We start from the raw sequence: 26,688 nt of genomic DNA, 5'->3' as shown, positions 1-26,688 counted from the left end.
GTCCGTATGGTTACGGAAGACGCGGTGCGCGAAGCACTGGCGACGGTGAACGACCCCGAGATCAACAAGCCGATCACGGACCTCGGCATGGTCAAATCGGTCGGGATCGGGGACGACGGCGCGGTGGCCGTCACGGTCTACCTCACCGTCTCCGGTTGTCCGATGCGCGAGACGATCACCCAGCGCGTCACCGATGCCGTCTCCAGTGTCGACGGCGTCACCCGGGTCGACGTGTCCCTGGACGTGATGAGCGACGAGCAGCGGCGCGAGCTCGCGGCCTCGCTGCGCGGCACCACCGCTGAGCGCGAGGTGCCGTTCGCCAAGCCCGGTTCGCTGACCCGCGTCTACGCGGTGGCGTCCGGCAAGGGCGGTGTGGGCAAGTCCTCCGTGACCGTGAACCTGGCAGCCGCGATGGCGGCCGACGGGCTGAAGGTCGGCGTCGTCGACGCCGACATCTACGGCCACAGCGTGCCCCGCATGCTGGGCGCTGACGGCCGTCCGACCCAGGTCGAGAACATGATCATGCCGCCGTCGGCGAACGGCGTGAAGGTCATCTCGATCGGCATGTTCACCCCGGGCAACGCGCCGGTGGTCTGGCGCGGCCCCATGCTGCACCGGGCGCTGCAGCAGTTCCTGGCGGATGTGTACTGGGGCGACCTGGACGTCCTGCTGCTGGACCTGCCCCCGGGCACCGGCGACATCGCGATCTCCGTGGCCCAGCTGGTGCCGAACGCGGAGATCCTGGTCGTCACCACCCCGCAGCAGGCCGCGGCCGAGGTCGCGGAGCGGGCGGGCTCCATCGCCGTACAGACCCATCAGAAGATCGTCGGCGTCGTCGAGAACATGTCGGGCCTGCCGTGCCCCCACTGCGACGAGATGGTCGACGTCTTCGGCACGGGCGGCGGCCAGCTGGTCGCCGACGGCCTGACGAAGACGACCGGTGCGACGGTGCCGGTGCTGGGCCAGATCCCGATCGACGTCCGGCTGCGCGAAGGCGGCGACGAGGGCAAGCCGGTGGTCCTGACCGATCCCGATTCCCCGGCGGGCGCGGCGCTGCGGTCCATCGCCGGCAAGCTCGGCGGCCGCCAGCGCGGCCTGTCGGGGATGTCGCTGGGCATCACCCCGCGCAACAAGTTCTGACGTTCGGACGTTCGGACGCCCGGACGCCCGGACGCACGAACGCCGAAGCACCGAGGGGCACCGTTCACCTGGAACGGTGCCCCTCGTGCGTGTCCGGGCATCCGGGTCGTACGCGGTCACGCGTGTGCGCGGACGGGCCGTGCGGGCGCGAGCTGTGCGTACGGGGGCTGTGCGGGCGCGGTCTACGCGTATGTGGCGAGGTCGCGTACCACGGAGAAGCCCAGCCCGTACGCGCTCATCCCGCGCCCGTAGGCACCGATGTGCACACCGTTCTGCGACGTGCCGGCCAGCACCCAGCCGAACTCCGACTCCCGGTAGTGGAACGGCATCGGCACCCCGTCCACGGGCAGCGACAGCTCCGACCAGGCCGGTCCTTCGAGGTCGTCCGCCAGCTCGAACGCGGTCTCGGTCTGCTGGTTCAGCCAGTCGTCACGCAGCGTGTGGTCCAGCTGTCCCGGCCAGGTGTAGGCCAGCAGCCCGGAACCGGCCAGCCACGCCGCGGAGGACACCGTGGTGGCGTCCAGGACCCCCGTGCCGTCGCCGGTGCCGCGCACCGGGCTGGCCGCGACCGTCACGACCACCGCGAAGCGTTCCTTCTCGGCGGACGAGGCGTCGGACTTTATCGTCGGCTCGTCGCCATGGCCCACGGACCCGTGCTGCACCGTGCCGTCGGCGGCGGTGCCGACCTGCATCAGCCAGCGCGGTCCGTCGAAGGCCTCGTCCAGTCCGTACCAGGGGAACGGTGCGCGCAGATAGCCGTCGACCGTACGCCGGGCCGCGGGCACCTCCTCGGCAGCGGATGTGCTGGGCGTGCTCTGCGCCGCCCCTACCCGACTCGTCGTCTCCATCTATCCGGCCGCCTCCTCGTTCACCAGGGTCCGGAGTGGCCCGCCCCCCGCGGGCGTCATCGATTCCGGACAGATGGAGGATAGCCACCCCTCGGACCGGCTCGTCGGGATTGATGGCGCTCGGGACGCTCAGGTGGCGTCTGCGTCGAAGGGTGGGCGCTCGCCCTGATCGACGGTTTCGCGCTTCTTGAGCCGGTCCCCGGCGCCCGGCGACCCGTTGACCGAGGCCGCGGTGGATGCGCTGGTCTCCCTGTCGTTGACCGCGTCCGAGACGTCGTTCAGATCCTTGCGGAAGTCGAGGCTGCCGCGGATGTCCTTGAGGTCGTCGTTCTCCGCCAGCTGTTTGCGGATGAACGCCTTGGGATTGAGGTCGTCGAACTCGAAGTCCTTGAATTCCGGGCCCAGTTCCTTGCGGATGTCGTGCTTCGCGCTGTCGGAGAATTCCCGGATCTTGCGGATGAAGCGCGAGGCGTCCTGAACGACTTTCGGCAGCTTGTCGGGGCCGAAGACGAGCACGGCGAGCACCACGAGCGTGACGAGCTCGAGTGCGCCTATGTCATTGAACACCCGCTGCTCCTTGTGTTCGTGTTCTCCGTGCCCACCGACCGGGGACCGCGGACCGCCGGAAGACCCGGAAGACCGGGTGCCGTCGAAGCACGACGTACCGCCGGCCGGCGGAATGCGACCCGCTCCACGGTACCCGCCGAATCTGTCGGAACGGTACCTTCGGGATGTCCGTCACGTGCCACTGGCCGAGCCGAGCGTCAGCGTCCTGGTCTGCTCCTTGCCCCCGCGCACCACGGTGAGCTCCAGCTTGTCTCCCGGACGGTGTGCGCGGATCTTGACGATGAGCTCCTCACCGTTGTGCACCCGCTGCCCGTCGACCTTGGTGATCACGTCCCCCGACCGGATACCGGCCTTGGCCGCGGGGCCGCCGGCGGTGACGGACGGGGCGTCGCCCTTGCCCTTCGCCCCGACCCGCGCACCGTCGCCCGTGTATTTCATGTCGAGGCTGACACCGATGACCGGGTGGGTGGCCTTGCCGGTGTTGATGAGCTCCTCGGCGACCCGCTTGCCCTGGTTGATGGGGATCGCGAAGCCGAGGCCGATGGATCCGGCCTGGCCGCCGCCGCTCTCGGGGCCGGCCCCGGTGTCCGCGGCCCGGATGGCGCTGTTGATACCGATGACGCGGGCCTTGGCGTCGACGAGCGGGCCGCCCGAGTTGCCGGGGTTTATGGGGGCGTCGGTCTGCAGGGCGTCGACGTAGCTGACATCGCTGCCGTCGCCCTTCTCCCCACCGGCGGTGATGGGGCGCTCCTTGGCGCTGATGATCCCGGCGGTGACGGTGTTCTGCAGGTCGAAGGGCGCGCCGATGGCGACGACCGGGTCGCCGACCCGGACGTTGTCCGAGTTGCCGAGGGGCAGCGGCTTGAGCCCGGAGACGCCGCTGACCTTGACGACGGCGAGGTCGTAGCCGCTGTCCTTGCCGACCAGCTTGGCGGCGGCGGTCTCCCCGCCGCTGAAGGTGACGCTGATGTTGCCGGAGCTGCCGGCCGGGGCGACGACATGGTTGTTGGTGAGGATGTGGCCCTGTTCGTCGAGGACGAAGCCGGTGCCGGTGCCCTGCTCACCGCTGCCGCTCACATGCAGGGTGACGACACTGGGCAGGGCGCTCGCGGCGATGCCCGCGATGCTGTCGGGGGCCCTCCCGCCGCCGTCGGGACCGGCCTGCGGCAGCTCAAGGGTGGTGATGCCGCCGTTGCGCTCGAGGTACGCGCCGACTCCGCCGCCGAGGACTGCGGCGAGCAGGGCGAACAGCAGGGCCCCGACGAGCGCGACACCCCTGCGGGACCTCTTCCTGGGCGGCTCGCCGGTCTGGCTCAGTGCCGCCGTGCCGGGGGCGCCCCAGGGGTCGTACTGGCTCCACTGGAGCGGCTGCGCGGGAGGCGCGGTCGCCGGTGTGGGCGGAGCGTACCCGCCCGTCGGGTGCCGAGCGGGGACGGCCGTGCCGTGCGCAGGGGTGCCGACCGGTCGCTGGACCGGCGGGGCGGGGGCCCATGGCCCGGGACCGCCGTAGGGAGGCGTGCGGTACTCGTCGGGCTCGTGGAGCGGCTGCCCACCCGGAGACGGGGCCGGGACGGCAGGGCTCGGAGCCTCGGACACGCCCTCCTGGTCCGCCCTGGGGGCGGGCAGCACCGCACCGGGGGCGGGGGGCTGCGGGCGGCCCTGTGCGGGGCCCGGTGCCTGGGCCCGGGCGGCGACCGGACCCGGGGCGGGGCCGGGGTCCGGCTCGGAGACGCCGTCGGCCGCGGACAAGGACGCGCCGGCCGGCACGGGTGCCGGTGCCGCGAGGGTGTACTCGGCCTGGTCGTCCTTGATGCCGTCCGCAACGGGCGGCACGGCGGGATTCGCAGGAGCGGGGTCCGCAAGAGCGGGATCCGGGGCCGGAACCGTGTCCTCGAGGCCCTGCTCCGCGGAGTCCGGACGTGGCCGGCTCCACCACTTCGGCTTGAGCCCCGACTGCTTCCCGTGCTCCATGCTCTCCCCGCAACTGCTGTCCATGCGCCCCGCCGGGCACCCCACCCCTGGATTCAACCAGGTTTGCGGATGGCGTCACACAGTACGGCGGACCGCACCCGATGTCAGCGCCCGCGGGGAGCCGTGAGCTGAGTCGGGTACGGGCTGGCCGTGTCGGTCGGTCGCGGGGCGACGGCGAACTGGAACGCCGAGCCCGTGGGCCGTATCAGTGCCGATGGCGCGGCGCTGAACAGGCTCGACGGCGCGAACGGATGGGACAGCGGCTGGCCCTGCGCCGACGACGACTGGGCGACCACACCGGAGGACTGCCGTGCCGCCGGCGCTCCGGTGCGCCGCCGCCCGTCCGCGCCCGCCCCGTTCGAGGGAGACATGCTCCGCTGCGGCGTCACGTTGTTCCCGCGGCCGTCGCCCCGGACGGACGTGTCGCCCGGGGGGGCCATGGGCAGCGTCCCGCTCAGGGCGATCGCGGCGAACGACACCGCACTGGCCGCCGTGAGCGCGAACCTGCGGCCGCGCCACACGGAGCGCTCGGCCTCCTGACGTCCCACATCGTGGATGCGGAAGCCGGACTCGTGACCCGGTGCGTAGCCGAAGCCTTCCGGTGTCACGCCGAAGACGCCTCCGGCGAGACCCCCTCCGCCGAAGGGCCCGCGGTCGTCTTCATCGGCGGACCGCCCTTCGGACGGCCCGCCGGGCAAGCCCTGCAGCCGTGCGAGGAACCCTTCGGAAGGAGGCGGGGGCGCGGTCGCCGCGAACACGCTCTTGAGCCGGCGCTGTGCGTCGGCTTCGGCCTTGCATTTGGAACAGGTCGCCAGATGCGCGAGCACCCGGTCGCGCGTGTCGTGTTTCAGCTCGCCGTCGATCAGAGCGGCGAGCCTGTCTCCGAGATGCTGCTCCGCCGGGGTCGGATCGATACCGCTCACTGCGGACCGCCCTCCCCCGCCACGCCCGCCATGGCGCGCTGCTCCGCGCGCGCCTCCGGGGAGCGGTGCTGCAGCGCCTTGCGCAGGTGGGAGCGCCCGCGGTGGATACGGCTGCGCACGGTGCCGAGCTTGACGCCGAGCGTGGCCGCGATCTCCTCGTACGAGAGGCCCTCGATGTCGCACAGCACCACGGCCGCACGGAATTCGGGCGCGAGCGTGTCCAGCGCCTGCTGTACGTCGGCGTCGAAGTGGGTGTCGTGGAAGACCTGCTGCGGGGAAGGCTCACGGCTGGGCAGGCGCTCGGCCGCGTCGTCGCCGAGCGCGTCGAACCGGATCCGCTGCTTGCGGCGGACCATGTCCAGGAACAGGTTGGTCGTGATGCGGTGCAGCCAGCCCTCGAACGTCCCCGGTGTGTACGTCGACAGCGAGCGGAAGACGCGGACGAAGACCTCCTGGGTCAGGTCCTCGGCGTCGTGCTGGTTTCCGGTCAGACGGTAGGCGAGACGGTAGACCCGGCCGCTGTGCGTGCTGACGATGTCCTCCCAGGTGGGAGGAGTCCACGTCGGCGATTCCGCATCCGGTGCGAAGGTCGCGGTGGGAACGGAGTCGGCGTGGCCCGAACGGGCGGCGTCAGCGGTGTCGGTCACGGATTTCGGCTCACCCGCCGACCGGAGCAGGCGCCGCAGCACCCCTTTCCGATCCACAGGCGCAGCCGCACCTCCCCTGTCGGCTCTGGTGGTGTCCAGTGGAGCCCCTACCATAGCCACCTCGCCCGTTAGCTCCGGATAAGAATCTTTACGCGAATTTGGGACCACTCGGCGGTCGCCCGCGTATTCCTTCCGCTTCTCCATAACGCCCGGTCCCATCTGCGGGTTCCCGCGCGTAGCGGATACAGTCACCGTTGCGCCAACTACGGGAACAGGAGAGGGCCATTACCGCCAACCGGCAGACGAGCTGGGCGTTCGCCGACGCCTTTGTCGCCGAGGACGAAGCGCTGCGCTGGGCCCGTGAGCGGGCCAGGGAAGCAGCGCTGCCCTCGGTGTCTCCAGGCACCGGCGCCGCCCTGCGACTGCTGGCCGCGACGGCCGACGCCAAGGCGGTGGCCGAGATCGGTACGGGCACCGGCGTCTCCGGTATCTATCTCCTCCAGGGCATGCGGCCCGACGGCGTCCTGACGACCGTGGACCCGGAGCCGGAGCGGCAGCAGTTCGCCCGCGAGGCCTTCAGGGCCGCGGGCTTCGCCGCCAACAGGGCACGATTCATCCCCGGCCGCGCCCTGGACGTCCTGCCCCGGCTCGCCGACGGGGGCTATGACCTCGTCTTCTGCGATGGCGACCGGATGGAGCTGCTGGACTATCTCGCTGAATCGTTGCGCCTGCTGCGACCTGGGGGTCTTGTCTGCTTCGAAGGCGCCTTCGCGGACGGCCGGACGGTCGACGCGGCAGCGCAGCCGCTCGATGTGCTGCGGATGCGGGAGCTGCTGCGGACGGTGCGGGAAAGCCAGGAGCTGCTGCCGTCGCTGCTGCCGGTGGGCGACGGACTGCTGTGCGCGGTGCGCCGCGGCTGAGGCGCCTGGCACCTTCGGCATATCAGAGGCGTCCGAGGCGTGAGTGGCGAATGCGGTGCCAGGAGCGGGAGCCGGAGACCATGCCCGGCGATTACTCCCGGTGACGATCCCGGGAACGACAGTGCCCCGGCGCGGACGTACCACGCCGGGGCAGTGCAGAAAGGTGCGGGCGCTCTCCGCGTCAGCCGACGACCTTCTTGAGGGCATCGCCGAGGGCGTCGGCCTCGTCCGGCGTCAGCTCGACGACAAGCCGACCCCCGCCTTCGAGCGGAACGCGCATGACGATGCCCCGCCCCTCCTTGGTCACCTCGAGCGGGCCGTCGCCCGTCCGCGGCTTCATGGCCGCCATGCTCGTTCCCCTTCCTGAAACCAGCTCATCGTCAGCCGACGGCCCCCTGGGTGGGCACACGTCACCGGCATCGAACACATTGCTTCCCAGCCATTATCCCGCATGGCGGGACCCGATGACCAACATCGGTCTGCATCGCTTGCGCAACGCGCTTTCGCAAAACCACCCAATTCGGGGATCCGCCTGCGATACTTCGCCACCGCGCTCTCACACGGGCCGCATTTTTTCCTTTGACGCAGGTCACATACCGGTCCGTATGTCCCGCCCCGGCGATCTCCGCCATGCTGTGCTCGACACCCTCGCAACGCCGAGCCGAGAACCAGCCGCAAAGGGGACACCGCCATGGCCGACACCGTGCTGTACGAGGTGAAGGACGCACTCGCGACCATCACGATCAACCGGCCCGAAGCCATGAACGCGATGAGCATCGAGGCCAAGGAGGCACTCCGGGACAGCCTGCGGGCCGCCGCAACGGACCCTGCCGTACGGGCGGTGCTGCTGACCGCCACAGGCAAGGCGTTCTGTGTGGGCCAGGATCTCAAGGAGCATGTGTCGCTGCTGATGTCCGACAAGGAGTCGGGCACCAGCCACACCATGAACACGGTGCGTGATCACTACAACCCCATCGTGCGGGCGCTTACCGAGATGCCGAAGCCGGTGGTCGCCGGGGTGAACGGGGTCGCGGCCGGAGCCGGGTTCGGCTTCGCGCTGGCCGCCGACTACCGGGTCGTTGCCGACACGGCGAAGTTCACGACCTCGTTCGCCGGCGTCGCACTCACCGCCGACTCGGGCGTCTCGTGGACCCTGCCCCGGCTGATCGGGGCGAGCCGCGCCGCCGATCTGCTGCTCTTCCCCCGGTCGATCTCGGCACAGGAGGCCTACGACCTGGGCATCGCGAACCGGCTCGTACCGGCTGACCGGCTCGCGGCCGAGGCCGAGGCGGTCGCCCGGGCCCTGGCCGAGGGCCCGACCCTCGCCTACGCGGCGATCAAGGAGTCACTGGCGTTCGGCGCCGCCCACTCGCTCGCCGAGACGCTGGAGAAGGAGGACGAGCTGCAGAGCAGGGCCGGTGCCTCCGAGGACCACGGGATCGCGGTCGAGGCCTTCCTCAACAAGCAGAAGCCGCAGTACCTCGGACGCTGAGGGCCGTACGCCGGTCATCGGCGGCCGGCGCGGGGTGCCGCCTCGGGCATCACCGGGGGCCGACGCGCTTCGGGCCCGGCCCGGGGGCAGACAAGCCCCCGGGCCGGGCCCCATGACGTCCGGGCTGTTCCCGAGGAAGCGGGGCCGCCCTCAGGCCCGATACGGGCCCCGGGCGACGCAGTCCTCGAGATGGTCGTCGACAAGTCCGCAGGCCTGCATCAGGGCGTACGCGGTCGTCGGGCCGACGAAGCGCAGCCCGCGCTTCTTGAGGTCCTTGGACAGGGCCTTGGACTGGTCCGTGACGGCCGGGACGTCCGCGAGGGTGCGCGGTGCGGCGCGCGTCGCGGGATCGGGTGCGTACGACCAGATCAGCGTGTCCAGCTCGCCGGGAGCCCAGTCCGCGAGCACCCGGGCGTTGGCGAGCGTCGCGTCGACCTTGGCGCGGTTGCGGATGATCCCGGGGTCGCCGAGCAGGCGCTCCCGGTCGGCGTCGGTGAAGGACGCGACCGAGGCGATCCGGAAGCCGTCGAAGGCCTTCCGGAACGTCTCGCGCCGCCGCAGGATCGTGATCCAGGAGAGTCCCGACTGGAACGCCTCCAGGCACAGCCGCTCGAACAGGGCGTCGTCACCATGGACCGGGCGGCCCCACTCCTCGTCGTGGTAGCCGAGGTAGTCCTCGGCCGTCAGGCCCCAGGGGCAGCGCAGCCGCCCGTCCGGGCCCGCGATCGCACCGCCGCTCATCCCTCGCGCTCCTCACCCGGCCGGTGACCGGGCTGCTCACCACGCAGATCACCCGGCCCGTCGTATCCCTGCCCACCGGGATGCCCCTCGGGGACCTCGCCACCCGGAGGGGCATCCTCCGGTCCCTCGGCCCGCGGCCGCTTGTCGAACATTCCGGCGGGCCGCTCGTCGAAGGCCTCGGGCCGTGCCGTCTGCGCCGGCCGCGAGCCCGCGAGCGCCGACTCGAGCTCGGCGATCCGTGCGTCCCTCTCCGTGAGCTCGGCCCCCAGCCGGTCGAGCACATCGTCGACATCGGCCATCCGGTAGCCCCGGGGCGCCAGCGGCAGCCGCAGCGCCTCGATGTCCGCGAACCCCACCGGGCGCGCCGTCGGCAAAGGGTCCACGGGTTGCTCGGGCGCCACCTCCGGAAGCACCTCATTCCCACCGCCGCCGACCACCGCGAGCGTGACCGCGGTGACGACAACGACCATCGCGATCAGCAAGAACCAGAACACAGCGCGCCTCTCCCCGGAGCAGGAAACCGTCTGCCGCCGATCGTGCCATGCGCCACCGACGGTTAAGGTCGCAGGCGACAGGACGCAAGGAGGAATCACGGGATGCGCGGCGGAACTCTGCGGCTGGGTCGGCGCGAATTCGACGCGCACGACCCGGTGGTCATGGCGATCGTGAACCGGACCCCGGACTCCTTCTACGACCAGGGCGCCACCTTCCATGACGAGCCCGCGCTCGCCCGGGTCGAGCAGGCGGTGTCCGAGGGCGCCGCCATCATCGACATCGGAGGGGTCAAGGCCGGCCCCGGCGAGGAGGTGTCGGCCGAGGAGGAGGCCCGCCGTACGGTCGGCTTCGTCGCCGAGGTACGTCGCCGCTTCCCCGATGTGGTGATCAGCGTCGACACCTGGCGGCACGACGTGGGAGCCGCGGTCTGCGAGGCGGGCGCTGACGTCCTCAACGACGCATGGGGCGGGGTGGACCCGAAGCTGGCCGAGGTGGCGGCCCGCTATGACGTGGGGCTCGTATGCACGCACGCCGGCGGGGCGGAGCCGAGGACCCGTCCGCACCGGATCGCCTACGACGACGTGATGGCGGACATCCTGCGGGTGACGACCGGACTGGCCGAACGGGCGGCGGAGCTCGGGGTGCGCCGGGACGCCATCCTCATCGACCCCGGCCATGACTTCGGGAAGAACACCCGGCACTCGCTGGAGGCCACCCGCCGCCTCGGCGAGATGGTCGAGACGGGCTGGCCGGTGCTGGTCTCACTGTCCAACAAGGACTTCGTCGGAGAGACCCTGGACCGTCCGGTGAAGGAGCGGGTGATCGGCACGCTGGCGACGACGGCGGTGTCGGCGTGGCTCGGCGCCCGGGTCTACCGCGTGCACGAGGTGGCCGAGACCCGCCAGGTGCTGGACATGGTCGCCTCCATCGCCGGCCACAGGCCGCCGGCCGTCGCCCGCCGGGGCCTGGCCTGAGCGACGACCGGGGCCTGGCCCATGCGACGACCGGGGCCTGGCCCGAGCGACGGAGGAAGCCCCCTAGGGGGTTTCTGATGGATCTCCGTGGAGGAAGGAGCGGCGTCCGGCGCGTGCTCTCGGAGTGCCGGCTGGAAGCCCTCGTACTGGGACGTACTTGGGCTTTCGGCCGGTGCGGCGAGAGTGAGTGCCGGGCGTCGCGACGCCGCGGAGATCCATCAGAAGCCCCCTAAGCCCGGCTCGCCTGAGCAGTGCCCGGTCAGGCCTCGTAGCCCTCGAAGGGCGCGGGGACGGGCGGGCCCGTCTCCTTCGAGACCAGGGCGACCGCCTCGTCCACGTCGTCGGTGACGTGGAAGAGCAACAGGTCGTGTTCCGACGCCTTGCCCTGCGCGACCACCGTGTCCCGCAGCCAGTCGACCAGGCCCCTCCAGTAGGCCGTGCCGAACAGCACGATCGGGAAACGCGTCACCTTGCGGGTCTGGACGAGCGTGAGCGCCTCGAAGAGCTCGTCCAGGGTGCCGAGACCCCCGGGCAGCACGACGAAGCCCTGCGCGTACTTCACGAACATCGTCTTGCGGACGAAGAAGTAGCGGAAGTTCACACCGATGTCGACGTGCGGATTGAGCCCCTGCTCGAAGGGCAGCTCGATACCGAGTCCGACGGAGATGCCACCGGCCTCCCTCACGCCCTTGTTCGCCGCCTCCATCGAGCCGGGACCGCCGCCGGTGATCACCGCGAAGCCCGCGTCGGCGAGCGCCGTACCGATGCGGACGCCCGCCTCGTACTCGGGGCTGCCGGGTGTGGTCCGGGCGGACCCGAAGACGCTGATGGCGCTGGGCAGCTCGGCGAGGGCGCCGAAGCCCTCCACGAACTCCGACTGGATGCGCATGACCCGCCAGGGATCGGTGTGCACCCACTCCGAATCACCCTCCGTGTCCAGAAGGCGCTGGTCCGTGGTGCCGGGCTGGACCTGCTCTCTGCGGCGCAGCACCGGCCCCAGCCGCTGCTCCTCCGGCCGTGCTTCGTCGGGGTTGCCCATGACCTGCTCCCTCCGCTGCATGCTCGTTCCAGGTCAGCGTAGGTCCACTGAGGTGGACGGGAGCCGAATTCCGGTGGTCGGACGGACAGAGGTCGCACAGAGGTCGGGCGAGGGCTCAGGAGGTGAGCCAGTCCCTGAGCCGCTCCTCGCAGTGCGTGATCTTGTCGATGGCCACATGCTCGTCCCGCTTGTGGGCGAAGAGCGCGTCTCCCGGCCCGTAGTTCACCGCGGGAACGCCGAGCCCGCTGAACCGCGAGACGTCCGTCCAGCCGAACTTGGGCTGGGCCGTGCCCCCCACCGCCTCCATGAACGCGGCGGCCGCCGGGTGCGAGAGCCCCGGAAGCGCTCCACCGGTGTGGTCGTCGACGACGAACTCGGCGACGCCGCAGTCCGCGAAGACCTCGCGGACGTGGGCCTCCGCCTCGTCCATGCCACGGTCCGGGGCATAGCGGTAGTTGATCACCACGGTGCACTCGTCGGGGATGACGTTGGTGGCGACCCCGCCCTCGATACCCACGGCGTTGAGCCCCTCGCGGTACTCGAGCCCGTCGATCACCGGGCGGCGCGGCTCGTACGAGGCGAGCCGGGCGAGCACCGGTCCGGCCGCGTGGATGGCGTTGGACCCCATCCAGCCGCGCGCCGAGTGCGCGCGCTCCCCCGTCAGCCGGAGACGGACCCGCAGGGTGCCCTGGCAGCCGCCCTCGACCTGGGCGTCGGAGGGCTCCAGGAGTACGGCGAAGTCACCTGCCAGCCAGTCGGGGTGGGCATCGGCGACGTGCCCGAGGCCGTTGAGGTGCGCGGCGACCTCTTCGTTGTCGTAGAAGACGAAGGTGAGATCGCGGTTGGGCGCGGGCACGGTGGCGGCGATCCGCAGCTGCACGGCCACCCCCGACTTCATGTCCGAGGTGCCGCAGCCCCACAGGATCCCGTCCTCGTCCAGCCGTGAGGGCACATTGCCTGCGATCGGCACGGTGTCGATGTGCCCGGCGAGGACGACACGCTCGGCCCGGCCCAGCCGCGTACGGGCCACGACGTTGTTGCCGTGCCGGTCGACCGTGAGGTGCGGCAGCGGGCGCAGCGCCTGCTCGATCGCGTCGGCGAGAGCCTTCTCGTTGCCGCTGACCGAGGGGAAGTCGACGAGGCGTGCGGTCAGTGCCGGGGCGTCCAGGGTGAGGTCCAGCGGGGTTTCGGGCATGCCCGAAACCCTAGCGCGCCCCGCATCCGCCGCTCCCGGCGTCACCCGTCTCCGGGGCCGGTACGGTGTGCCGCGTGACCGAGACCGCCACCCCCGTCCGGCGCGGCCGCGCGATGCGTATCGCGGCCGCGCTGAGCGTGCTGCTGGCACTCGTCGCGTATGTGGTCATGGAGTATGGCAGCGGGGCCGGGGGCGCGCCGGGCTGCGTGGTGCGCGCGGCCGGCGGGCCGGGTGCCGGCACCCGCTCGGGCCCCGACTCGTACGAGCTGACCTTGGAGATGGCCGCGAACGCCGCCACGATCTCGGCGGTAGGCACCAGCCGGGGGATGCCGGAGCGTGCGGTCACGATCGCGCTGGCGACCGCGCTGCAGGAGTCCGAGCTGCGCAACGTCGGACACGGCGACCGGGACTCGCTCGGTCTGTTCCAGCAGCGGCCCTCGATGGGCTGGGGAAGCCCGCAGCAGATCCTCGACCCCGCCTACTCCGCGGGGAAGTTCTACGACCACCTCGCCGAGGTGGCCGGCTACACGTCGATGCCCCTGACCGAAGCCGCCCAGCACGTCCAGCGCAGTGGCTTCCCGTTGGCCTATGCCAGGCACGAGCCCGAGGCCGCCCTGCTGGCGGCGGCCCTCACCGGGCGGGCCTCCGCCGCGCTGACCTGTACCGCGGCCCGGAAGCCGGGGCCCGGGAACCCGGCGAGGGTACGTGCCGGGCTGACCCGCAGTTTCGGCGTGGAGGTGCTGCCCCCGCCCCCCGGCACCGGCCGCGCCGGTGCCCCGCACCGCGCCGAGCTGAGGATCCCGGTGACCACGGCCAGGGGCGGGAACGCCGATGCCGCGGCACGGCGCGGCTGGGAGCTGGCGCACTGGGCGGTGGCGAAGGCCTACGAGCTGCACATCGCCGAAGTCGGTTACGCGGACCGGGTGTGGGGCTCGGCGGCGGCGGACGAGGGCTGGCGGCGGGTGAAGCCGGGCCGCGGTACGGCGGCCGAGGTCAGGATCCGCCTCGTGCGGTAGGTCCTGTCCGGGCAATCGCACATCGGGCACACATCCGGTCCGTCACTCGTCGGTGGGTATCGCCGCCATGCCGGGCGGTATTTCTCCACCCCGTTCGACGGCGTTCGCCTCGAATCGCCAATTGCCCTGCGGGAAAAGGGAAGTGACGGTTCAGCAGACTGTCGGGACGGGCATTGTTCGCCCATTTTTGTCCACAGCCGATTATGCGATGCATTACCGACTCTTTACCTCGGGGTACCGCAACCATCCCGGGCCCAAGAACGGTTGTCATGGAGTCCGATCGCCGAACACGCAACATCCAACGTTCTCTCGTCGAAGGAGCACCATGTCCCTCCCCCTGACCCGTCGGATCGCCCGTGCCGCGCTGCTCGTCGCAGCGGGTGCAGCTCCCGTGGTCGGTGCGGCCGGCTCCGCAAGCGCCGCGGACCTCGCGCCTACCCAGGATCTGAGCGGCGGCCTGACCCAGGTCGACGGCATCGCGGTCGGCGACACCACGGACGGCACGGCACAGCAGGCGGCCATGACGGCGCAGGAGGCCGGCGGGAGGCTGGTCGGCACGGCCCTCCCGGTCGCGAGCGGCGCCCTCGGCCAGACGGCCCGCACCGGCGTGCCCGCCGCCCAGGAGACCGCCGGCGAGACCCTCGGCTCTGCGACCGGTCTGCTGGGTGAGACCACGGCGACCGGGCAGGGGCTGCCCGCCGCCGGCGTCCCGCACACCGGCGCCACGCTGCCGGCCGCTCCTCTGCCGGCCGACGCCCTGTCCGCCACGCCGCTGTCGACGGATCAGCTGTCCGCCGCTCAGCTGCCGGTCACCACGCTCCCGGCCGGTGCCCTGCCCGGTGCTCCCCTGCCCGGCGCCACGCTTCCGACCGACACCCTGCCGACCAACGCCCTGCCCGGCACCCCGCTTCCGACCAACACCCTGCCGACCAACACGCTGCCCGGCACCCCGCTTCCGACCAACACGCTGCCCACCAACGCCCTGCCCGGCACCCCGCTTCCGACCAACACCCTGCCGACCAACACGCTGCCCGGCACCCCGCTTCCGACCAACACGCTGCCCGGCACCCCGCTGCTGGGCCAGTAGCCGCAGGCTCGTCGCGGACACGGGCGCCGCACGGACGAGCGTTCCCCTGCCGTGCCTGTGCGCAGCGTCGCGGCACACGGCAGCGGCATCCGCGGCCCGCACACGGCCGTGGGCGTGAACCGGTGAGCATGAACACGGAAGGGCTCTGGGAGAGCGAGCAGTCGCTCTCCCAGAGCCCTTCCGTCCGTTGCGCTTCCGTCCGTTGCGCTTCCGTCCGCGCTTCTCGGCAACCGGTCCTTCCGCGGACCGGGCGTCGGCCAGGGCGTCAGCCCAGGCGCTTCACCGCCGCCTCGACCCGCTCGTCGGTCGCCGTGAAGGCGACGCGCACGAAGCGTTCGCCGGCCGAGCCGTAGAAATCTCCCGGTGCCACGAGGATCCCCCGCTCCGCGAGGTGGGCGACCGTGTCCCAGCAGGGCTCGTCGCGGGTCGCCCACAGATAAAGGCTCGCCTCGCTGTGCTCGATCCGGAAGCCGTGCTTCAGCAGCGCCCCGCGCAGCGCGTCACGGCGGGCCGCGTATCGCGCCCGCTGCTCGCCGACATGGGTGTCGTCGCCGAGCGCGGCGACGGTCGCCGCCTGGACCGGTGCCGGTGTCATCATCCCGCCGTGCTTGCGGATCTGCAGCAGCTCACCGAGCACGGCGGCGTCTCCGGCGATGAACGCGGCGCGGTAGCCCGCCAGATTCGAGCGCTTGGACAGCGAATGCACGGAGACGATGCCCTCGTACGTCCCGCCGCAGACGTCCGGGTGGAGCACGGAGACGGGCTCGGCCTCCCAGCCCAGCTCCAGATAGCACTCGTCGCTGAAGACGAGCACACCGTGCTCACGCGCCCAGGCCACGATGCGGATCAGCTCGTCCTTCGGCAGGACCCGGCCGGTCGGGTTCGACGGGGAGTTCAGCCAGAGCAGCTTCAGCCCGCTGGGGTCCAGCTCCGTGGGGTCGTCGTAGACGACCGGCGTCGCCCCGCACAGCCGGGCGCCGACCTCGTACGTCGGGTAGGCCAGGCGCGGATACGCGACCGTGTCGCCGGGGCCCAGGCCCAGCTGGGTCGGCAGCCATGCCACCAGTTCCTTGGAGCCCACCACGGGAAGCACGTTCACATGCGCGAGCGACTCTGCGCCGATCCGGCGCTCGCACCAGCCGACCAGTGCGTCACGGAGTGCGACCGTCCCCCACACCGTCGGATAGCCGGGCGTGTCCGCCGCCGCCACCAGGGCCTGCTGGACCAGGGCCGGTACCGGGTCGACGGGCGTCCCGACCGAGAGGTCGACGATGCCGTCCGGATGGGCCGCGGCGGTGGCCTTGTACGGCTCCAGCTTGTCCCAGGGGAAGACGGGGAGGCGCGAGGAGACTGCGGACACGGTGCTCACTTTCTCGTACGTACGGCCCGGCCGGCTCCGGGGCGCGGCAGGCACTCCGCTCAAACGCCTCGGCCCCGCACGGCGGACGCACCGTACGGGACCGAGATCGCCACGATCAGCCGTTCTGCGGCGGCAGGGCGGCGATGAAGGGGTGGTCGCGCTCGATCAGGCCCAGCTTGGAGGCACCACCGGGCGAACCGAGCTCGTCGAAGAACTCGACGTTCGCCTTGTAGTAGTCCTTCCACTCCTCAGGAGTGTCGTCCTCGTAGAAGATCGCCTCGACCGGGCAGACCGGCTCGCAAGCACCACAGTCGACGCATTCGTCCGGGTGGATGTACAAGGACCGCTGGCCCTCGTAGATGCAGTCGACGGGGCACTCCTCGATGCACGCCTTGTCCTTGACGTCGACACAAGGCTGCGCAATGACGTAAGTCACGCTGTCGTTCCTCCTCCGTAGGGCGCGGCGTCCGGTCTGCGGCTCGCCGCGGGGCTGCGCGGGAGCGCGGCGTCGTCGATGCCCGCACCTAGTATCTCCGTTCCTGGGGATGATCCGAACAGGAGGGGCGGACCGAGCTGTGGAATTCACTGCGAGCGGACATTGGGAGGTCCGCATCACCCCTTCTGACGTGGGAAAACGCGTCTCAGTGCGGCGGCTCGCCGACACCGGTACCGATGACGGGAAATTCACCGACACGGTCGGGGTTCTCGCATCATGGGACAACGGTGTGCTGTTGATCACAAGAAGGACCGGCGAGACCGTCCGGATCCCGGAATCCTCCCTGGTCGCGGGCAAGGTCGTCCCGCCCACCCGCCAAGGATCACGTCCCTCCGGGCCGTCGGCGGGAAGGGCGCGCGGACGAGGTCTCCCGGCAGCCTCGTTCGAGGAGCTTGCGCGGGTCTCGGCCCGGGCTTGGCAGCCGGTCGAGAGCGAGGCGCTCGGCGACTGGCTGCTGCGGGCCGCGTCGGGATTCACCCGCCGGGCGAACTCGGTGCTGCCCCTGGGCGACCCCGGGATGCCACTGGACACCGCTCTGGAGCGGGTGCGCGCCTGGTACGCGGAGCGGGACCTGCCGGCGTACATCCAGACCGCGACCGGCGCGGAGGGCACCCAGGAGGGGCTCTGCGCCTCGCTGGAGCAGCGCGGCTGGGAGCGCGAGATGACCACGGAGCTGCGGACGGGAGGGCTCGCACGGGTCGGGGACCTGGACGCCGACGTGTCCCGGGTGCGGCTGGACCGGTCGCTCGACGACACGGGCGCGGCCTGGCTGCAGCGGTACCACCGGTCCGGCGTGCCCGGGCCCCATGTGCGGGCGGTGCTGTCCAGCGGCCCGTCGGTGTGGTTCGCCACCGTGCCGGGCGGGTCCGAGGTCCCCGCGGCCATCGGCCGCTGCGTGGTGGACGGACGCTGGGCGGGGTTCATGGCGGTGGAGGTCGATCCGGCCCGCCGCAGGCAGGGGCTGGCGAAGGCCGTGATGGCGGCGCTCGCACGCCGGGCCCTGGAGGAGGGGGCGTCGGCGGCGTGGCTGCAGGTCGAGACCGACAACGACGCCGCCCGAACGATGTACGAGGGGATGGGCTTCGCGGTCCATCACCTCTACCACTACTTCCGCTGCTCCCGATCTTCCTGAACGGGTACGAGACGCGTATGCACCCGCCACAGCCCGAGTCCACCCCGTGGCGCAGCCGGTTCGCCGATGAGGCCCGCTCCGAGCGGCCCGACCTCGCGACCCTGTGCCTGCTCATAGGCGCGGAGGCGGAGCCGGCCCTGTACGAGCACGGTCTGGACGCGGCCGAGATCGAGCTGGACCGGCTCGCGGGTCTGCTGCCGTACGGCGTCAGCGGGCCGGAGTCCTGGGTGGCGGCCCTCGCCTCGCTGCTCGGCGAGCGCTGCGGCTTCCACGGCACCCCCGGCTGCTACCAGCGCCTGGAGTCCTCGCTGCTGCACGAGGTGCTGAGGCGCCGCCGGGGGCTGCCCATCCTGCTCTCCGTCGTCTGGCTCGAGGTGGCCCGCCGTGCGGGCGCACCGGCGTACGGCGTCGCTCTGCCGGGCCATTTCGTCATCGGCTTCGGCGACCCGGCCGAGCCGGTACTGGCCGACCCCTTCGCGGGCGGCCGTCTTCTCACCGGCACGGACGCCGAGCTCCTCGTCGCAGGAGCGACCGGTGGCCCCCTCGATCCCTCGATGCTGGTCCCCACCGGGCCCCTCGAGATCGTCCTGCGGATCCTCAACAACATCCGCGCCTGGTCCGCCGCCCGCCCGGAACGCACGGACGTCGCCCTGTGGGCCGTCGAACTCTCCCTCCTCCTCCCCTCCCACCCCGCCCGCCTCCGCTTCGAGCGCGCCCAACTCCTCGTCCAGCGCGGCGACTTCCTCACGGGCGCGGCGGAGATGGACGCGTACGCGGACATCGTCACGGCGGTGGAGCCTGCGACGGCGGCGACGGTCCGGCAACGGGCGCACGCGGCCAGGTCGATGCTGAACTGACGCCCGACGACTTCGGCCCTGCCATCATCGGCACGGCCGACCACCTGCCATCCGCGATATGAGCACCGGAACCATAATGGGCACATGGCTGTCGTGATCGTGGACGGGGCGAACGTCGTCGGATCCGTGCCCGACGGCTGGTGGAAGGACCGCAGGGGCGCCGCCGAGCGGCTGCGCGATCAACTGGTGGCGCGCGGCGGGGACGACGAGATCATCCTGGTCGTCGAGGGCGCCGCGCGCGGTGTCGGGTCCGTGCCCGGTGTGCGCGTGGATGCCGCGCCGGGCAGCGGGGACGACCGGATCGTGGAGCTGGCCGCCGAGTACGCGGGCCGGGACTGCGTGGTCGTCACCGCCGACCGCGAGCTGCGTGAACGCGTCACGGCGTTCGGGGCACGGTGCGCGGGGCCGCGGACCGTGCGACCGGTGGACCGATCCGGCTGAACACCTCGACGGCCTGAACGGCGTCGCCGGCCGAGCCGGCGCCGCAGCGCCGACGAAAGCGCCGAGCCCCACCGTCCCGGTCCCGTCGTGACGGGAGCAGGGACCGCGGGGCTCGAGGCTCTTACGGCGTCGCGTCAGTCGAGCGGGATCTCCTGGGTCCGCTCTTGCGGGGTCGTGCCGAGCAGCGCCTTCTGCATCGCCCAGGCGACGTCGTCGGCGGACACCGGGCGCTCCTTGCCGTCCCGCTTGGTGATGGTGATGCCGTCGAAGACACCGTCCAGGAGCTCGGTGATCGCCTTCTTGTTGTACACCTCGACGAGCCGGCCGTTGATGGGCTTCATCGAGAGGATCTTCGGCAGCGAGCGTGCGGGGCCGAACTGGATCTGCTTGCCGCCCGCCTTGATCGTCACGAGTCCGGACATCGCGGGCTCGGCGAACTTCTCCATCGCCCGGTCCAGTTCGGCCTTGGTGATGGTGGGCTGGCGGGTGCCGACGGGCAGTTCGACCGGGTTCGAGCGGCCTGTCTCGACCTGGGCGCGGTAGGCGTCCTTCACCGAGATCATCGACTGCCGGACGTCCAGCGACGTGCCCGCCTTGCCGGGTACGGGGACGGCCTTGTTCGGCTGGAACCGGATCGTGCCCTCGACGGCCGATCCGGAGGTGCCGGCGAGGTCGGCGAGTGCGACCTGGAGCTTCTCCTCGTCGACCGGGAAGACGGGCTGGGCGACCCGCTCGACCCCGAAGAGCGAGCCGATGACGGAGACGGGGTTGTAGTCGGCTCCCGCGGCGCCGCGCACGGTTGCCTGGCCGTCCAGGGTGAGGCCCGCCTTCTCAGGGGCGAGTTGCGCCTTCTTGCCGCTGACCGCGAGCTGGAGCGGTGCGGCGGCACGGCGGCCCAGGGCCCGGTCCAGCTTGGTGACAGCGTCCTCCTTGGTGCCGCCGCCGATGTCGACACCGAGGACCGTGGTGCCCTTGGGGACATCGGCGTGGTCGAGCAGCAGGCCGGCGCCGTACGCGACGGCCAGCAGGCCGAACACGCCCGCGCCCGCGAGGACGGCCTTGGAGCGGCCCTTCTTGGCGGGGCGGGACGACGGGGCCGACGAGGACGGCGCAGGGGCCGCCGGGGCCTCGGGCTCGATATGCCCCGGGCCCGCCGAGCCGGGGAAGTCCGGTACGACGAAGTCCTCGACGGGACCGGACGACGGCCAGGGGCTCACGTCCGGACCGCTCGGCGGGACAGCACGCTCCGGCGGCGCGAAGGGAGAGCGCTGCTGGGGCGGGACCACGGGGATACCGCTCGTCAGCGTGTCACCGGAGACGTTCCCCGCGGGGGTGGACGGTCCCGGCATGGAGGTGGGCCCGGACTCGGGGCCCGACTTCTGCGGCGTCAGTACGGCCGTGTCGTCGCTCATCCTCGGCACACCGGCGCCGGCACCGCCTCCCGGAGCGAACGGCGAGCTGCCTGTCACCGGGCCGGTGGTGGGACCGCTGGGGGCGACGGGTCCGGTTCCCGCGGGAGGGCGCGGACCCGGCTGGGGCCGTCCGGCCGCCGGGGCGTCCGCGTGCGCGCCGAGGTCGCTCAGCGCGCTCCTCGGGCCGGCGGTCTGCGCTCCGGGCCCCGTGGTCCCGCCCGGCGCCCCGGGAGCGGACGGAGTGTGAGGCGCGGCCTGGGCCGGAACGGAGGCCTGGGTGGGCGACGGCTTGCGCGGGGCGAACCAGTCGCTCGTCTTCTCCTCCGCGGCCGGCTTGTCCGCCGGGCTCTCCGGCTCGGCGGCAGGGGGCTCCTCGCGAGGGCGGGCCGGGGCAGCCGGGGCCTCGGCGGCCGGCGGCCGCGGAATGCCGGCGGTGCGTTCGGCCGCACGCTCCCCGTTCTGCGCCCCCGTCGCGCCGTTTGCGCTGTTCGCACCTTCTGCGCCGTTTGTGCTGCCCGCCTTACGGCGTGCGTCCACATCACTCATCGGTGTACGCATGACGACCGGCGGAATCGGCCGGGAGCCCGGGATGTTGATCCGGATACGCGTGGTGAGCGTGGTCTCGGTCCTGGGCTCGTCCGGCTCCGGAGCAGGCTCGGCTCTCTCGTCCGGGGCGTCCTGCGTGGGGTGCAGCGACGGATACTGGCGGGATCCGTACGGCGGTGTACCCGAGGGATACGCGGCTCCGCCGCCCCCCTGGGGGCCGGAGGACGAACTGTCAGTTTCACGACTCAAAGCTGGTTCTCCTGATCGGCTCCGACGCCCGTTCCTCCTGGTACCACTGCTTCGGGCGGCTCGGCGGCGCGCACCACCATACTGGCCGATGCCGGTCGGCACCGATGGCCCAGGGGAAGCGGTGTGCTGCTTCCGCCACCCCATCCGGGGTCATTCCGGCCAGAGAAGGACACCTCACGGGCCAAGTCGGCCGACCCGCCCCCCGGATGACCGCGACCGTGACATGGTGGCGCAGATCACAGCCACGGCCATGCCGCCCACCAGGAACACGATCTCGCCGACGCCGCCCGCGAAGAGGCCGTCGCCTTCGGGCCGTCCGGCGCTCAGCAGCAGCACCGCCGCCATCCAGCCGGCGGCCGGGGCCACCGCTCCCAGCTGCGTCCCGGTCGCACGCACGCCCCCGTAGAAGAGCCCGGCGGAGGCGAGCAGGGCCAGCGCCAACCCGGCGGGGAACCATGCGGCTTGGACCAGGGACCCGGCGGCCCCGACCACGAACCCGAGGACCAGCAGGGCAAGATATCCGGCGATCCGTCCGGGTTTCGGGGCTCTGGCCGGCCAGGCTCCGGGCTCGGACACTCCGGGCTGGGTCATGAGGCAACTCCCTCGAACAGGTCGTGCTCACGCTCTCCGGCGGGAGCGCCGGACGTGCCACGCGCCAACTGGTAGTACTCGGTGGTGAACAGAGGCTGACCGAGACCGTTGGAGAGTGCGAAGAACGGACCGTCCACCACAATCTGGGTGGCATGGGCGCGCATCGCGGCCGCCTTCCGGGCCGCGTGCGCACGGCCGTCGATCTCGGCGGTGATCTCCGGATCATCCACGATGCCGGGGATGTCGCCGATGTCGGCGACCCCGGGAAAGTCACCGGACCGCCCGTCGGCGCGGAGGCCGGCGAAGCCCTCTTCGGCGGCCGTTCTCGGCACCCGGTTCCAGTAGACCTTGGCGATGGAATGCGGGTCACCGAGGTCGCGCCGGAAGGCGCCGTCGGCGGCCAGTTCGGCGGCCCGCATCGCGACACGGTGCGCCATGATGTGGTCGGGGTGGCCGTAGCCGCCGTCCGGGTCGTAGGTGACGAGCACCTGCGGCTTCACCGCACGGATCACCTCGACGAGGTACGGCGCCGCCTCGTCCACGTCCGTGCTCCAGAAGGCGCCGGGGCGGTCGTTCTGCGGGAGACCCATCATCCCGGAGTCACGGAAGCGGCCGGGGCCGCCGAGGAAGCGGTGGTCGGCGACACCCAGCTCGCCCATGGCGGCGGCCAGTTCCCCGATCCGATACTCGCCGAGTCCGCCCTCCTTGTCGGCGGTGAGATGGGCGAGCGCGGGCGGGATGACCTCGCCTTCCTCGCCGAGGGTGCACGTCACCAGGGTGACCTGGGCACCCTCGGAGGCATACCGCGCCATCGTGGCGCCGTTGTTGATCGACTCGTCGTCGGGGTGCGCGTGCACCAGCAGCAGACGACGGGCTGGGAGGTCCGTCATGACCCCAGCCTACGAGGCGCACGGCAGGGGCCTGCCGTGCGGATACCGCAGGGTCACGACCCCGGCACACACCTCTCGCCTACGTTCCGGGCGGGTGCGCACGTCGCGACCGCGGGCTACAGGTCCTGTCCGGGCGACAGGACCTAGAACTTGAGGCCGCCGATCATGCCCGCGACGTTCGTGGTCAGCTCGCTGATCGTGGGCGCGATGGACGAGCTCGCGAGATAGAAGCCGAGCAGCATGCAGACCGCCGCGTGTCCCGCCTTCAGGCCTGATTTCTTGACCAGCAGGAAGACGATGATCGCCAGCAGCACCACCGCCGAAATCGAGAGTGCCACGGCGGTTCACCTCCACAGATATTCGGCCGGTAAGGGGCGGATCGCATGTGCCGGAGGAGTCATACCCACCTCGCGCTAGGGATCATAACTATCCATGGGCACGCATCGATCGGTGCACGGCAGCACACGGGGGCGCACGGCACTAGATTCGGCCACATGACCTCGAGGCAGCAGCACTCCCCCACCTCTTCCGCACCGCTCTCGTTCCCCCGGCAGTACGCCAGGACCCAGCGCTTCGCCCTGGGCTCCCCGCGCGCGTTCACGGTGTCCCCGGACGGTTCGCGAGTGGTGTTCCTGCGTTCGTCATCGGGGACGGACCGGTCGCACCGGCTGTGGGTGCTGGACCTCGGGGCAGAGGGACGGGAGCGGGTGGCGGCAGATCCGGACGTTCTGCTGGGCGGGGCGGACGAGGAGCTGTCCGCCGAGGAACAGGCACGGCGGGAGCGCGTCCGCGAGGGGTCCGGGGGCATCGTCGGCTACGCCGTGGACCGGGAGGCGGAGTTGGCGGCGTTCGCGCTGTCGGGGCGTCTGTTCACGGCCGAGCTTCGGGCCGGGACCACACGTGAACTGCCTGCGGCCGGACCGGTGATCGACCCCCGGCCGTCGCCGGACGGGCGCTTCGTGGCCTACGCGGCGCAGGGCGCCCTGAGGGTGATCGGCGCGGAGGGCGACGGGGACCGGGCCCTGGCCGAGCCGGAGGACGCCCAGGTCTCCTACGGCGTGGCGGAGTTCGTCGCGGCCGAGGAGATGGAACGTACGCGCGGATTCTGGTGGGCGCCCGAAAGCGACCGGCTGCTGGTGGCGCGCGTCGACGAATCCCCGGTGCGGCGCTGGTGGATCGCCGACCCGGCGCATCCGGACCGGGAGCCTGCGCCGGTCGGATATCCGGCGGCGGGCACGGCCAACGCGGAAGTACGGCTCTGTCTGGTCGGTCTCGACGGGGCGCGGACCGAGGTCGTATGGGACCGGGAGCGGTACCCGTATCTGGCCCGGGTGCACTGGTCGGCGTCCGGAGCTCCGCTGCTTCTGGTGCAGGAGCGGGGCCAGGGCACGGCGCTGCACCTCACCGTGGACACCGCCACGGGCACGACCCGCACGGTCCACACGGACGAGGACCCCCGCTGGATCGAGCTGCGTGACGGGGTGCCCGCGTGGACGCCGGACGGGCAGCTGGTGCGGATCGCGGACGAGGGCGGAGCCCGGGTGCTGGCCGTGGGCGGCAGGCCGCTGACCGGTGACCGGTTGCATGTGCGGGCGGTGCTCGACATCGGCGCGTCGGACGTCCTGGTCTCGGCCTCGTCCGGTGAGGGGGCGACGGACCCGGAGACCGGCGAGATCCATGTGTACCGGGTCGACGACCTCGGTGCGGAGCGGGTCTCCGAGGGCATCGGGGTGCACTCCGCGGTGCGTTCGGGCGGGGTCACCGTCCTCGCGTCGGCGCGGCCGGATGTGAGCGGTACGACGGTGCGGGTGCTGAAGGACGGAAGTCCGGTGGCCGGCATCACCTCGTACGCCGAGCGGCCGGTTCTGTCCCCGCGCATGGAGCTCACCGAGGGGGGCACGCGGAGGATTCCGTGCGCGGTGCTGCTCCCGTCCGCCTGGCGGGAGTCGGATGGTCCGCTGCCGGTGCTGCTGGACCCCTACGGCGGACCGCACGGCCAGCGTGTGTTTGCCGCACACCATCCGCATCTCACCTCTCAGTGGTTCGCCGAGCAGGGCTTCGCGGTCGTCGTCGCCGACGGCCGGGGTACTCCGGGCCGCTCCCCCGCCTGGGAGAAGGCGATCGAGAACGACTTCACCTGCACGCTGGACGACCAGATCGAGGCGCTGCACGCGCTCGCCGGGCGATTCCCGCTGGATCTGGAGCGGGTGGCGATCCGCGGCTGGTCGTACGGGGGGTATCTGGCGGCGCTGGCGGTGCTGCGCCGGCCCGATGTGTTCCACGCGGCCGTCGCCGGGGCACCGGTGAGCGACTGGCGGCTGTACGACACGCATTACACCGAGCGCTATCTGGGCCTGCCTCAGGAGCGGGCGACGGTGTACGCCGGGAATTCCCTGGTCACGGACGACGGGCTGAGCGGTGCCGTGGAGCCGGCCAGGCCGTTGATGATCATCCATGGTCTGGCGGACGACAACGTCGTGATGGCACACAGCCTTCGGCTGTCGTCGGCCCTGCTGGCGGCGGGCCGTCCCCATGAGCTGCTGCCGCTCAGTGGGGTCACCCATATGACGCCGCAGGAGGAAGTCGCCGAGAATCTGCTGCTGCTTCAGGTGGACTTCCTCAAGCGGTCCCTGGGGATGCGCCGGGACGGAAACGTCTGAGGGGACCGGAGCGAGGGAGCCCGGAGCCCTTCGCCCTGGTCGGGCCGGAGGGCGACCGGCCGGGGCGGTTGGCGCCCCGGCCGGTCAACGGCACCCGCACGGCCGTACGTACTCAGCGTGCCGCGTCCCTATATCGGAGTGGCTTCGGCGACGTTGCCCCGGCGTTAACGAACACGGCGGCCGCACAGGGCCGTTGGCCGGACGCCACCACACAAGGGCCGTTCGCCGGAGTCAGGCGGCACGCCAGTAGCCGAGGGCGGTCACCCGGTCCTTGGGGACGGCCAGGTCCTTGCGTAGGTACGAAGTGAGGCTGCGGGTGGTCGCGGTGTCGCAGGCGATCCAGACGAAGGCCCCGGACCGGTCGTCGCCGAGCAGCCCCGGAAGTGCGGCCCGTACCTCCTCGACCAGGTGGGCGCCGCCGTCCCGGCGGGGCACCCTGCGCAGGTCGTGGTGCTCCATGTCGATCCGGAGGGGAAGTCCGGCGTCGGACTCGTAGGGACTCTCGAACCAGATGGTGGCGGGGATCCCCGGCAGGGAGTCGAGCAGGGAGTTGATCGCCGGCAGCGAGGCGGGGTCGCCGATCACGAACAGCCGGGACGGCCGCGGATCGGGCGCGGTGAAGCCGCTGCCCTGGACGGTCGCCTCGATCGTGTCGCCCGGCTGCGCCGTACGGGCCCAGTCGCTCGCGCGTCCGTCGTGCAGGGCGAACTCCAGGCTGAACGTTCCGGCATCCGGATCCGGGTTCACCAGGGTGTAGGCGCGCTGGTGCGGCTTGCCGTCGTTCTCGAACCAGAGCCGCACCCACATCGTGGGATGCACCCCGGTCGCCCGGAGCATGCCTCCGTCGCTGAGATGCACACGCCGGTACTCCTCGGTGACCTGCTCGGCGCCGGTCACCGTGAAGGCGAAGTCCCTGCCCCGCATCAGCTTGAGGACGACGCCCTCCCACCCGTGCCCCACCGTGTTCTCCTCGCCATCCCGCCGGTTAAGGTTAGGACA

Annotated in this window: 27 protein-coding genes; 10 read left to right on the top strand and 17 right to left on the bottom strand. The window is 71.7% G+C overall.

Going from position 1 to position 26,688, the window contains the following annotated elements; translation table 11 throughout:
- The first annotated feature begins 6 nt into the window (after positions 1-6).
- On the top strand, positions 7-1,140 hold the full coding sequence (locus ACTWOL_RS24560; RefSeq protein ID WP_474298941.1) for an Mrp/NBP35 family ATP-binding protein: 1,134 nt from the start codon (positions 7-9) through the stop codon (positions 1,138-1,140).
- Positions 1,141-1,322: 182 nt separating this feature from the next.
- On the opposite strand, the gene ACTWOL_RS24555 is transcribed toward ACTWOL_RS24560, so the two are convergent.
- The 5 genes from ACTWOL_RS24555 to sigE all read right to left on the bottom strand — a co-directional run bounded on the left by ACTWOL_RS24555 (position 1,323) and on the right by sigE (position 6,096).
- A complete protein-coding gene (locus ACTWOL_RS24555) occupies positions 1,323-1,988 on the bottom strand; it encodes a hypothetical protein (protein ID WP_474298940.1) in 666 nt (221 codons plus the stop codon).
- A 129-nt stretch (positions 1,989-2,117) separates the two neighbouring features.
- A complete protein-coding gene (locus ACTWOL_RS24550) occupies positions 2,118-2,555 on the bottom strand; it encodes a sec-independent translocase (protein ID WP_474298939.1) in 438 nt (145 codons plus the stop codon).
- Positions 2,556-2,726: 171 nt separating this feature from the next.
- On the bottom strand, positions 2,727-4,526 hold the full coding sequence (locus ACTWOL_RS24545; RefSeq protein WP_474298937.1) for a S1C family serine protease: 1,800 nt from the start codon (positions 4,524-4,526) through the stop codon (positions 2,727-2,729).
- Between the two features lie 104 nt (positions 4,527-4,630).
- The gene (locus tag ACTWOL_RS24540) at positions 4,631-5,449 is read right to left on the bottom strand and encodes an anti-sigma factor family protein (RefSeq protein WP_474298936.1); all 819 of its coding nucleotides are present in this window, start codon (positions 5,447-5,449) and stop codon (positions 4,631-4,633) included.
- Positions 5,446-6,096 carry an RNA polymerase sigma factor SigE gene (gene sigE, locus ACTWOL_RS24535; RefSeq protein ID WP_474298935.1) on the bottom strand — a complete coding sequence of 217 codons (651 nt, stop codon included), beginning with the start codon at positions 6,094-6,096 and terminating at the stop codon, positions 5,446-5,448. Before sigE ends, ACTWOL_RS24540 begins: the two co-directional genes overlap by 4 nt.
- A 347-nt stretch (positions 6,097-6,443) precedes the next feature.
- Between sigE and ACTWOL_RS24530 the strand changes: the two genes are divergently transcribed.
- Entirely contained in the window at positions 6,444-7,016 is a 573-nt protein-coding gene (locus ACTWOL_RS24530; protein WP_474301248.1) for an O-methyltransferase, read from the top strand.
- Positions 7,017-7,197: 181 nt separating this feature from the next.
- Here the strand turns inward: ACTWOL_RS24530 and ACTWOL_RS24525 are convergent, their stop codons facing one another.
- On the bottom strand, positions 7,198-7,365 hold the full coding sequence (locus ACTWOL_RS24525; protein ID WP_003966491.1) for a DUF3117 domain-containing protein: 168 nt from the start codon (positions 7,363-7,365) through the stop codon (positions 7,198-7,200).
- Positions 7,366-7,707: 342 nt separating this feature from the next.
- Between ACTWOL_RS24525 and chcB the strand changes: the two genes are divergently transcribed.
- Entirely contained in the window at positions 7,708-8,508 is an 801-nt protein-coding gene (chcB, locus tag ACTWOL_RS24520) for a 2-cyclohexenylcarbonyl CoA isomerase (RefSeq protein ID WP_474298932.1), read from the top strand.
- A 150-nt stretch (positions 8,509-8,658) separates the two neighbouring features.
- Here the strand turns inward: chcB and ACTWOL_RS24515 are convergent, their stop codons facing one another.
- The gene (locus ACTWOL_RS24515) at positions 8,659-9,249 is read right to left on the bottom strand and encodes a DNA-3-methyladenine glycosylase I (protein WP_474298931.1); all 591 of its coding nucleotides are present in this window, start codon (positions 9,247-9,249) and stop codon (positions 8,659-8,661) included.
- On the bottom strand, positions 9,246-9,743 hold the full coding sequence (locus ACTWOL_RS24510) for a DivIVA domain-containing protein (protein ID WP_474298930.1): 498 nt from the start codon (positions 9,741-9,743) through the stop codon (positions 9,246-9,248). Before ACTWOL_RS24510 ends, ACTWOL_RS24515 begins: the two co-directional genes overlap by 4 nt.
- Before the next feature lie 102 nt (positions 9,744-9,845).
- On the opposite strand from ACTWOL_RS24510, the gene folP reads away from it, so the two are divergent.
- The gene (folP, locus tag ACTWOL_RS24505) at positions 9,846-10,718 is read left to right on the top strand and encodes a dihydropteroate synthase (protein ID WP_474298928.1); all 873 of its coding nucleotides are present in this window, start codon (positions 9,846-9,848) and stop codon (positions 10,716-10,718) included.
- Between the two features lie 259 nt (positions 10,719-10,977).
- On the opposite strand, the gene ACTWOL_RS24500 is transcribed toward folP, so the two are convergent.
- On the bottom strand, positions 10,978-11,757 hold the full coding sequence (locus ACTWOL_RS24500) for an LOG family protein (protein ID WP_474298927.1): 780 nt from the start codon (positions 11,755-11,757) through the stop codon (positions 10,978-10,980).
- A gap of 115 nt (positions 11,758-11,872) precedes the next feature.
- The gene (dapE, locus tag ACTWOL_RS24495; protein WP_474298926.1) at positions 11,873-12,952 is read right to left on the bottom strand and encodes a succinyl-diaminopimelate desuccinylase; all 1,080 of its coding nucleotides are present in this window, start codon (positions 12,950-12,952) and stop codon (positions 11,873-11,875) included.
- 74 nt (positions 12,953-13,026) lie between these two features.
- On the opposite strand from dapE, the gene ACTWOL_RS24490 reads away from it, so the two are divergent.
- Positions 13,027-13,968 (top strand): VldE C-terminal domain-containing protein, encoded by a 942-nt coding sequence (locus ACTWOL_RS24490; protein WP_474298925.1) that lies wholly within the window; start codon positions 13,027-13,029, stop codon positions 13,966-13,968.
- Between the two features lie 325 nt (positions 13,969-14,293).
- Positions 14,294-15,055: a hypothetical protein gene (locus ACTWOL_RS24485; protein ID WP_474298924.1), complete on the top strand. Its 762-nt coding sequence runs from the start codon at positions 14,294-14,296 to the stop codon at positions 15,053-15,055.
- Positions 15,056-15,320: 265 nt separating this feature from the next.
- Here ACTWOL_RS24485 and ACTWOL_RS24480 read toward each other — a convergent pair whose 3' ends face one another.
- Together ACTWOL_RS24480 and fdxA are read right to left on the bottom strand one after the other, a co-directional pair.
- Complete coding sequence (locus ACTWOL_RS24480) at positions 15,321-16,415, bottom strand: bifunctional succinyldiaminopimelate transaminase/glutamate-prephenate aminotransferase (RefSeq protein ID WP_474298923.1); 1,095 nt, start codon at positions 16,413-16,415, stop codon at positions 15,321-15,323.
- Positions 16,416-16,530: 115 nt separating this feature from the next.
- A complete protein-coding gene (gene fdxA / locus ACTWOL_RS24475) occupies positions 16,531-16,851 on the bottom strand; it encodes a ferredoxin (protein WP_010474859.1) in 321 nt (106 codons plus the stop codon).
- A 295-nt stretch (positions 16,852-17,146) separates the two neighbouring features.
- On the opposite strand from fdxA, the gene ACTWOL_RS24470 reads away from it, so the two are divergent.
- From ACTWOL_RS24470 to ACTWOL_RS24460, 3 genes are all read left to right on the top strand, one after another.
- Positions 17,147-18,043 (top strand): GNAT family N-acetyltransferase, encoded by an 897-nt coding sequence (locus ACTWOL_RS24470; RefSeq protein ID WP_474298922.1) that lies wholly within the window; start codon positions 17,147-17,149, stop codon positions 18,041-18,043.
- Positions 18,044-18,060: 17 nt separating this feature from the next.
- Entirely contained in the window at positions 18,061-18,900 is an 840-nt protein-coding gene (locus ACTWOL_RS24465; protein WP_474298921.1) for a transglutaminase family protein, read from the top strand.
- A gap of 84 nt (positions 18,901-18,984) precedes the next feature.
- The gene (locus ACTWOL_RS24460; protein WP_474298920.1) at positions 18,985-19,341 is read left to right on the top strand and encodes a PIN domain-containing protein; all 357 of its coding nucleotides are present in this window, start codon (positions 18,985-18,987) and stop codon (positions 19,339-19,341) included.
- Positions 19,342-19,475: 134 nt separating this feature from the next.
- On the opposite strand, the gene ACTWOL_RS24455 is transcribed toward ACTWOL_RS24460, so the two are convergent.
- The 4 genes from ACTWOL_RS24455 to ACTWOL_RS24440 form a co-directional block, all read right to left on the bottom strand.
- Positions 19,476-21,548, bottom strand: a complete 2,073-nt coding sequence (locus tag ACTWOL_RS24455; protein ID WP_474298919.1) for a hypothetical protein — start codon at positions 21,546-21,548, stop codon at positions 19,476-19,478.
- A gap of 174 nt (positions 21,549-21,722) precedes the next feature.
- Complete coding sequence (locus ACTWOL_RS24450) at positions 21,723-22,139, bottom strand: DUF6113 family protein (protein ID WP_474298918.1); 417 nt, start codon at positions 22,137-22,139, stop codon at positions 21,723-21,725.
- Positions 22,136-23,029 (bottom strand): N-acetyl-1-D-myo-inositol-2-amino-2-deoxy-alpha-D-glucopyranoside deacetylase, encoded by an 894-nt coding sequence (gene mshB / locus ACTWOL_RS24445; RefSeq protein WP_474298917.1) that lies wholly within the window; start codon positions 23,027-23,029, stop codon positions 22,136-22,138. The genes ACTWOL_RS24450 and mshB overlap by 4 nt, the downstream gene beginning before the upstream one ends.
- 143 nt (positions 23,030-23,172) lie before the next feature.
- Positions 23,173-23,367: a hypothetical protein gene (locus tag ACTWOL_RS24440; RefSeq protein WP_474298916.1), complete on the bottom strand. Its 195-nt coding sequence runs from the start codon at positions 23,365-23,367 to the stop codon at positions 23,173-23,175.
- 156 nt (positions 23,368-23,523) lie between these two features.
- Between ACTWOL_RS24440 and ACTWOL_RS24435 the strand changes: the two genes are divergently transcribed.
- A complete protein-coding gene (locus ACTWOL_RS24435; protein WP_474298915.1) occupies positions 23,524-25,689 on the top strand; it encodes a S9 family peptidase in 2,166 nt (721 codons plus the stop codon).
- Positions 25,690-25,920: 231 nt separating this feature from the next.
- Here the strand turns inward: ACTWOL_RS24435 and ACTWOL_RS24430 are convergent, their stop codons facing one another.
- Positions 25,921-26,649, bottom strand: coding sequence for a siderophore-interacting protein (locus tag ACTWOL_RS24430; RefSeq protein WP_474298914.1), 729 nt, complete (start codon positions 26,647-26,649; stop codon positions 25,921-25,923).
- Between the last annotated feature and the right edge of the window lie 39 nt (positions 26,650-26,688).

The sequence above is a fragment of the Micromonospora sp. IBHARD003 genome, assembly GCF_056106285.1.
This window is presented reverse-complemented; position numbering and strand designations above follow the sequence as displayed.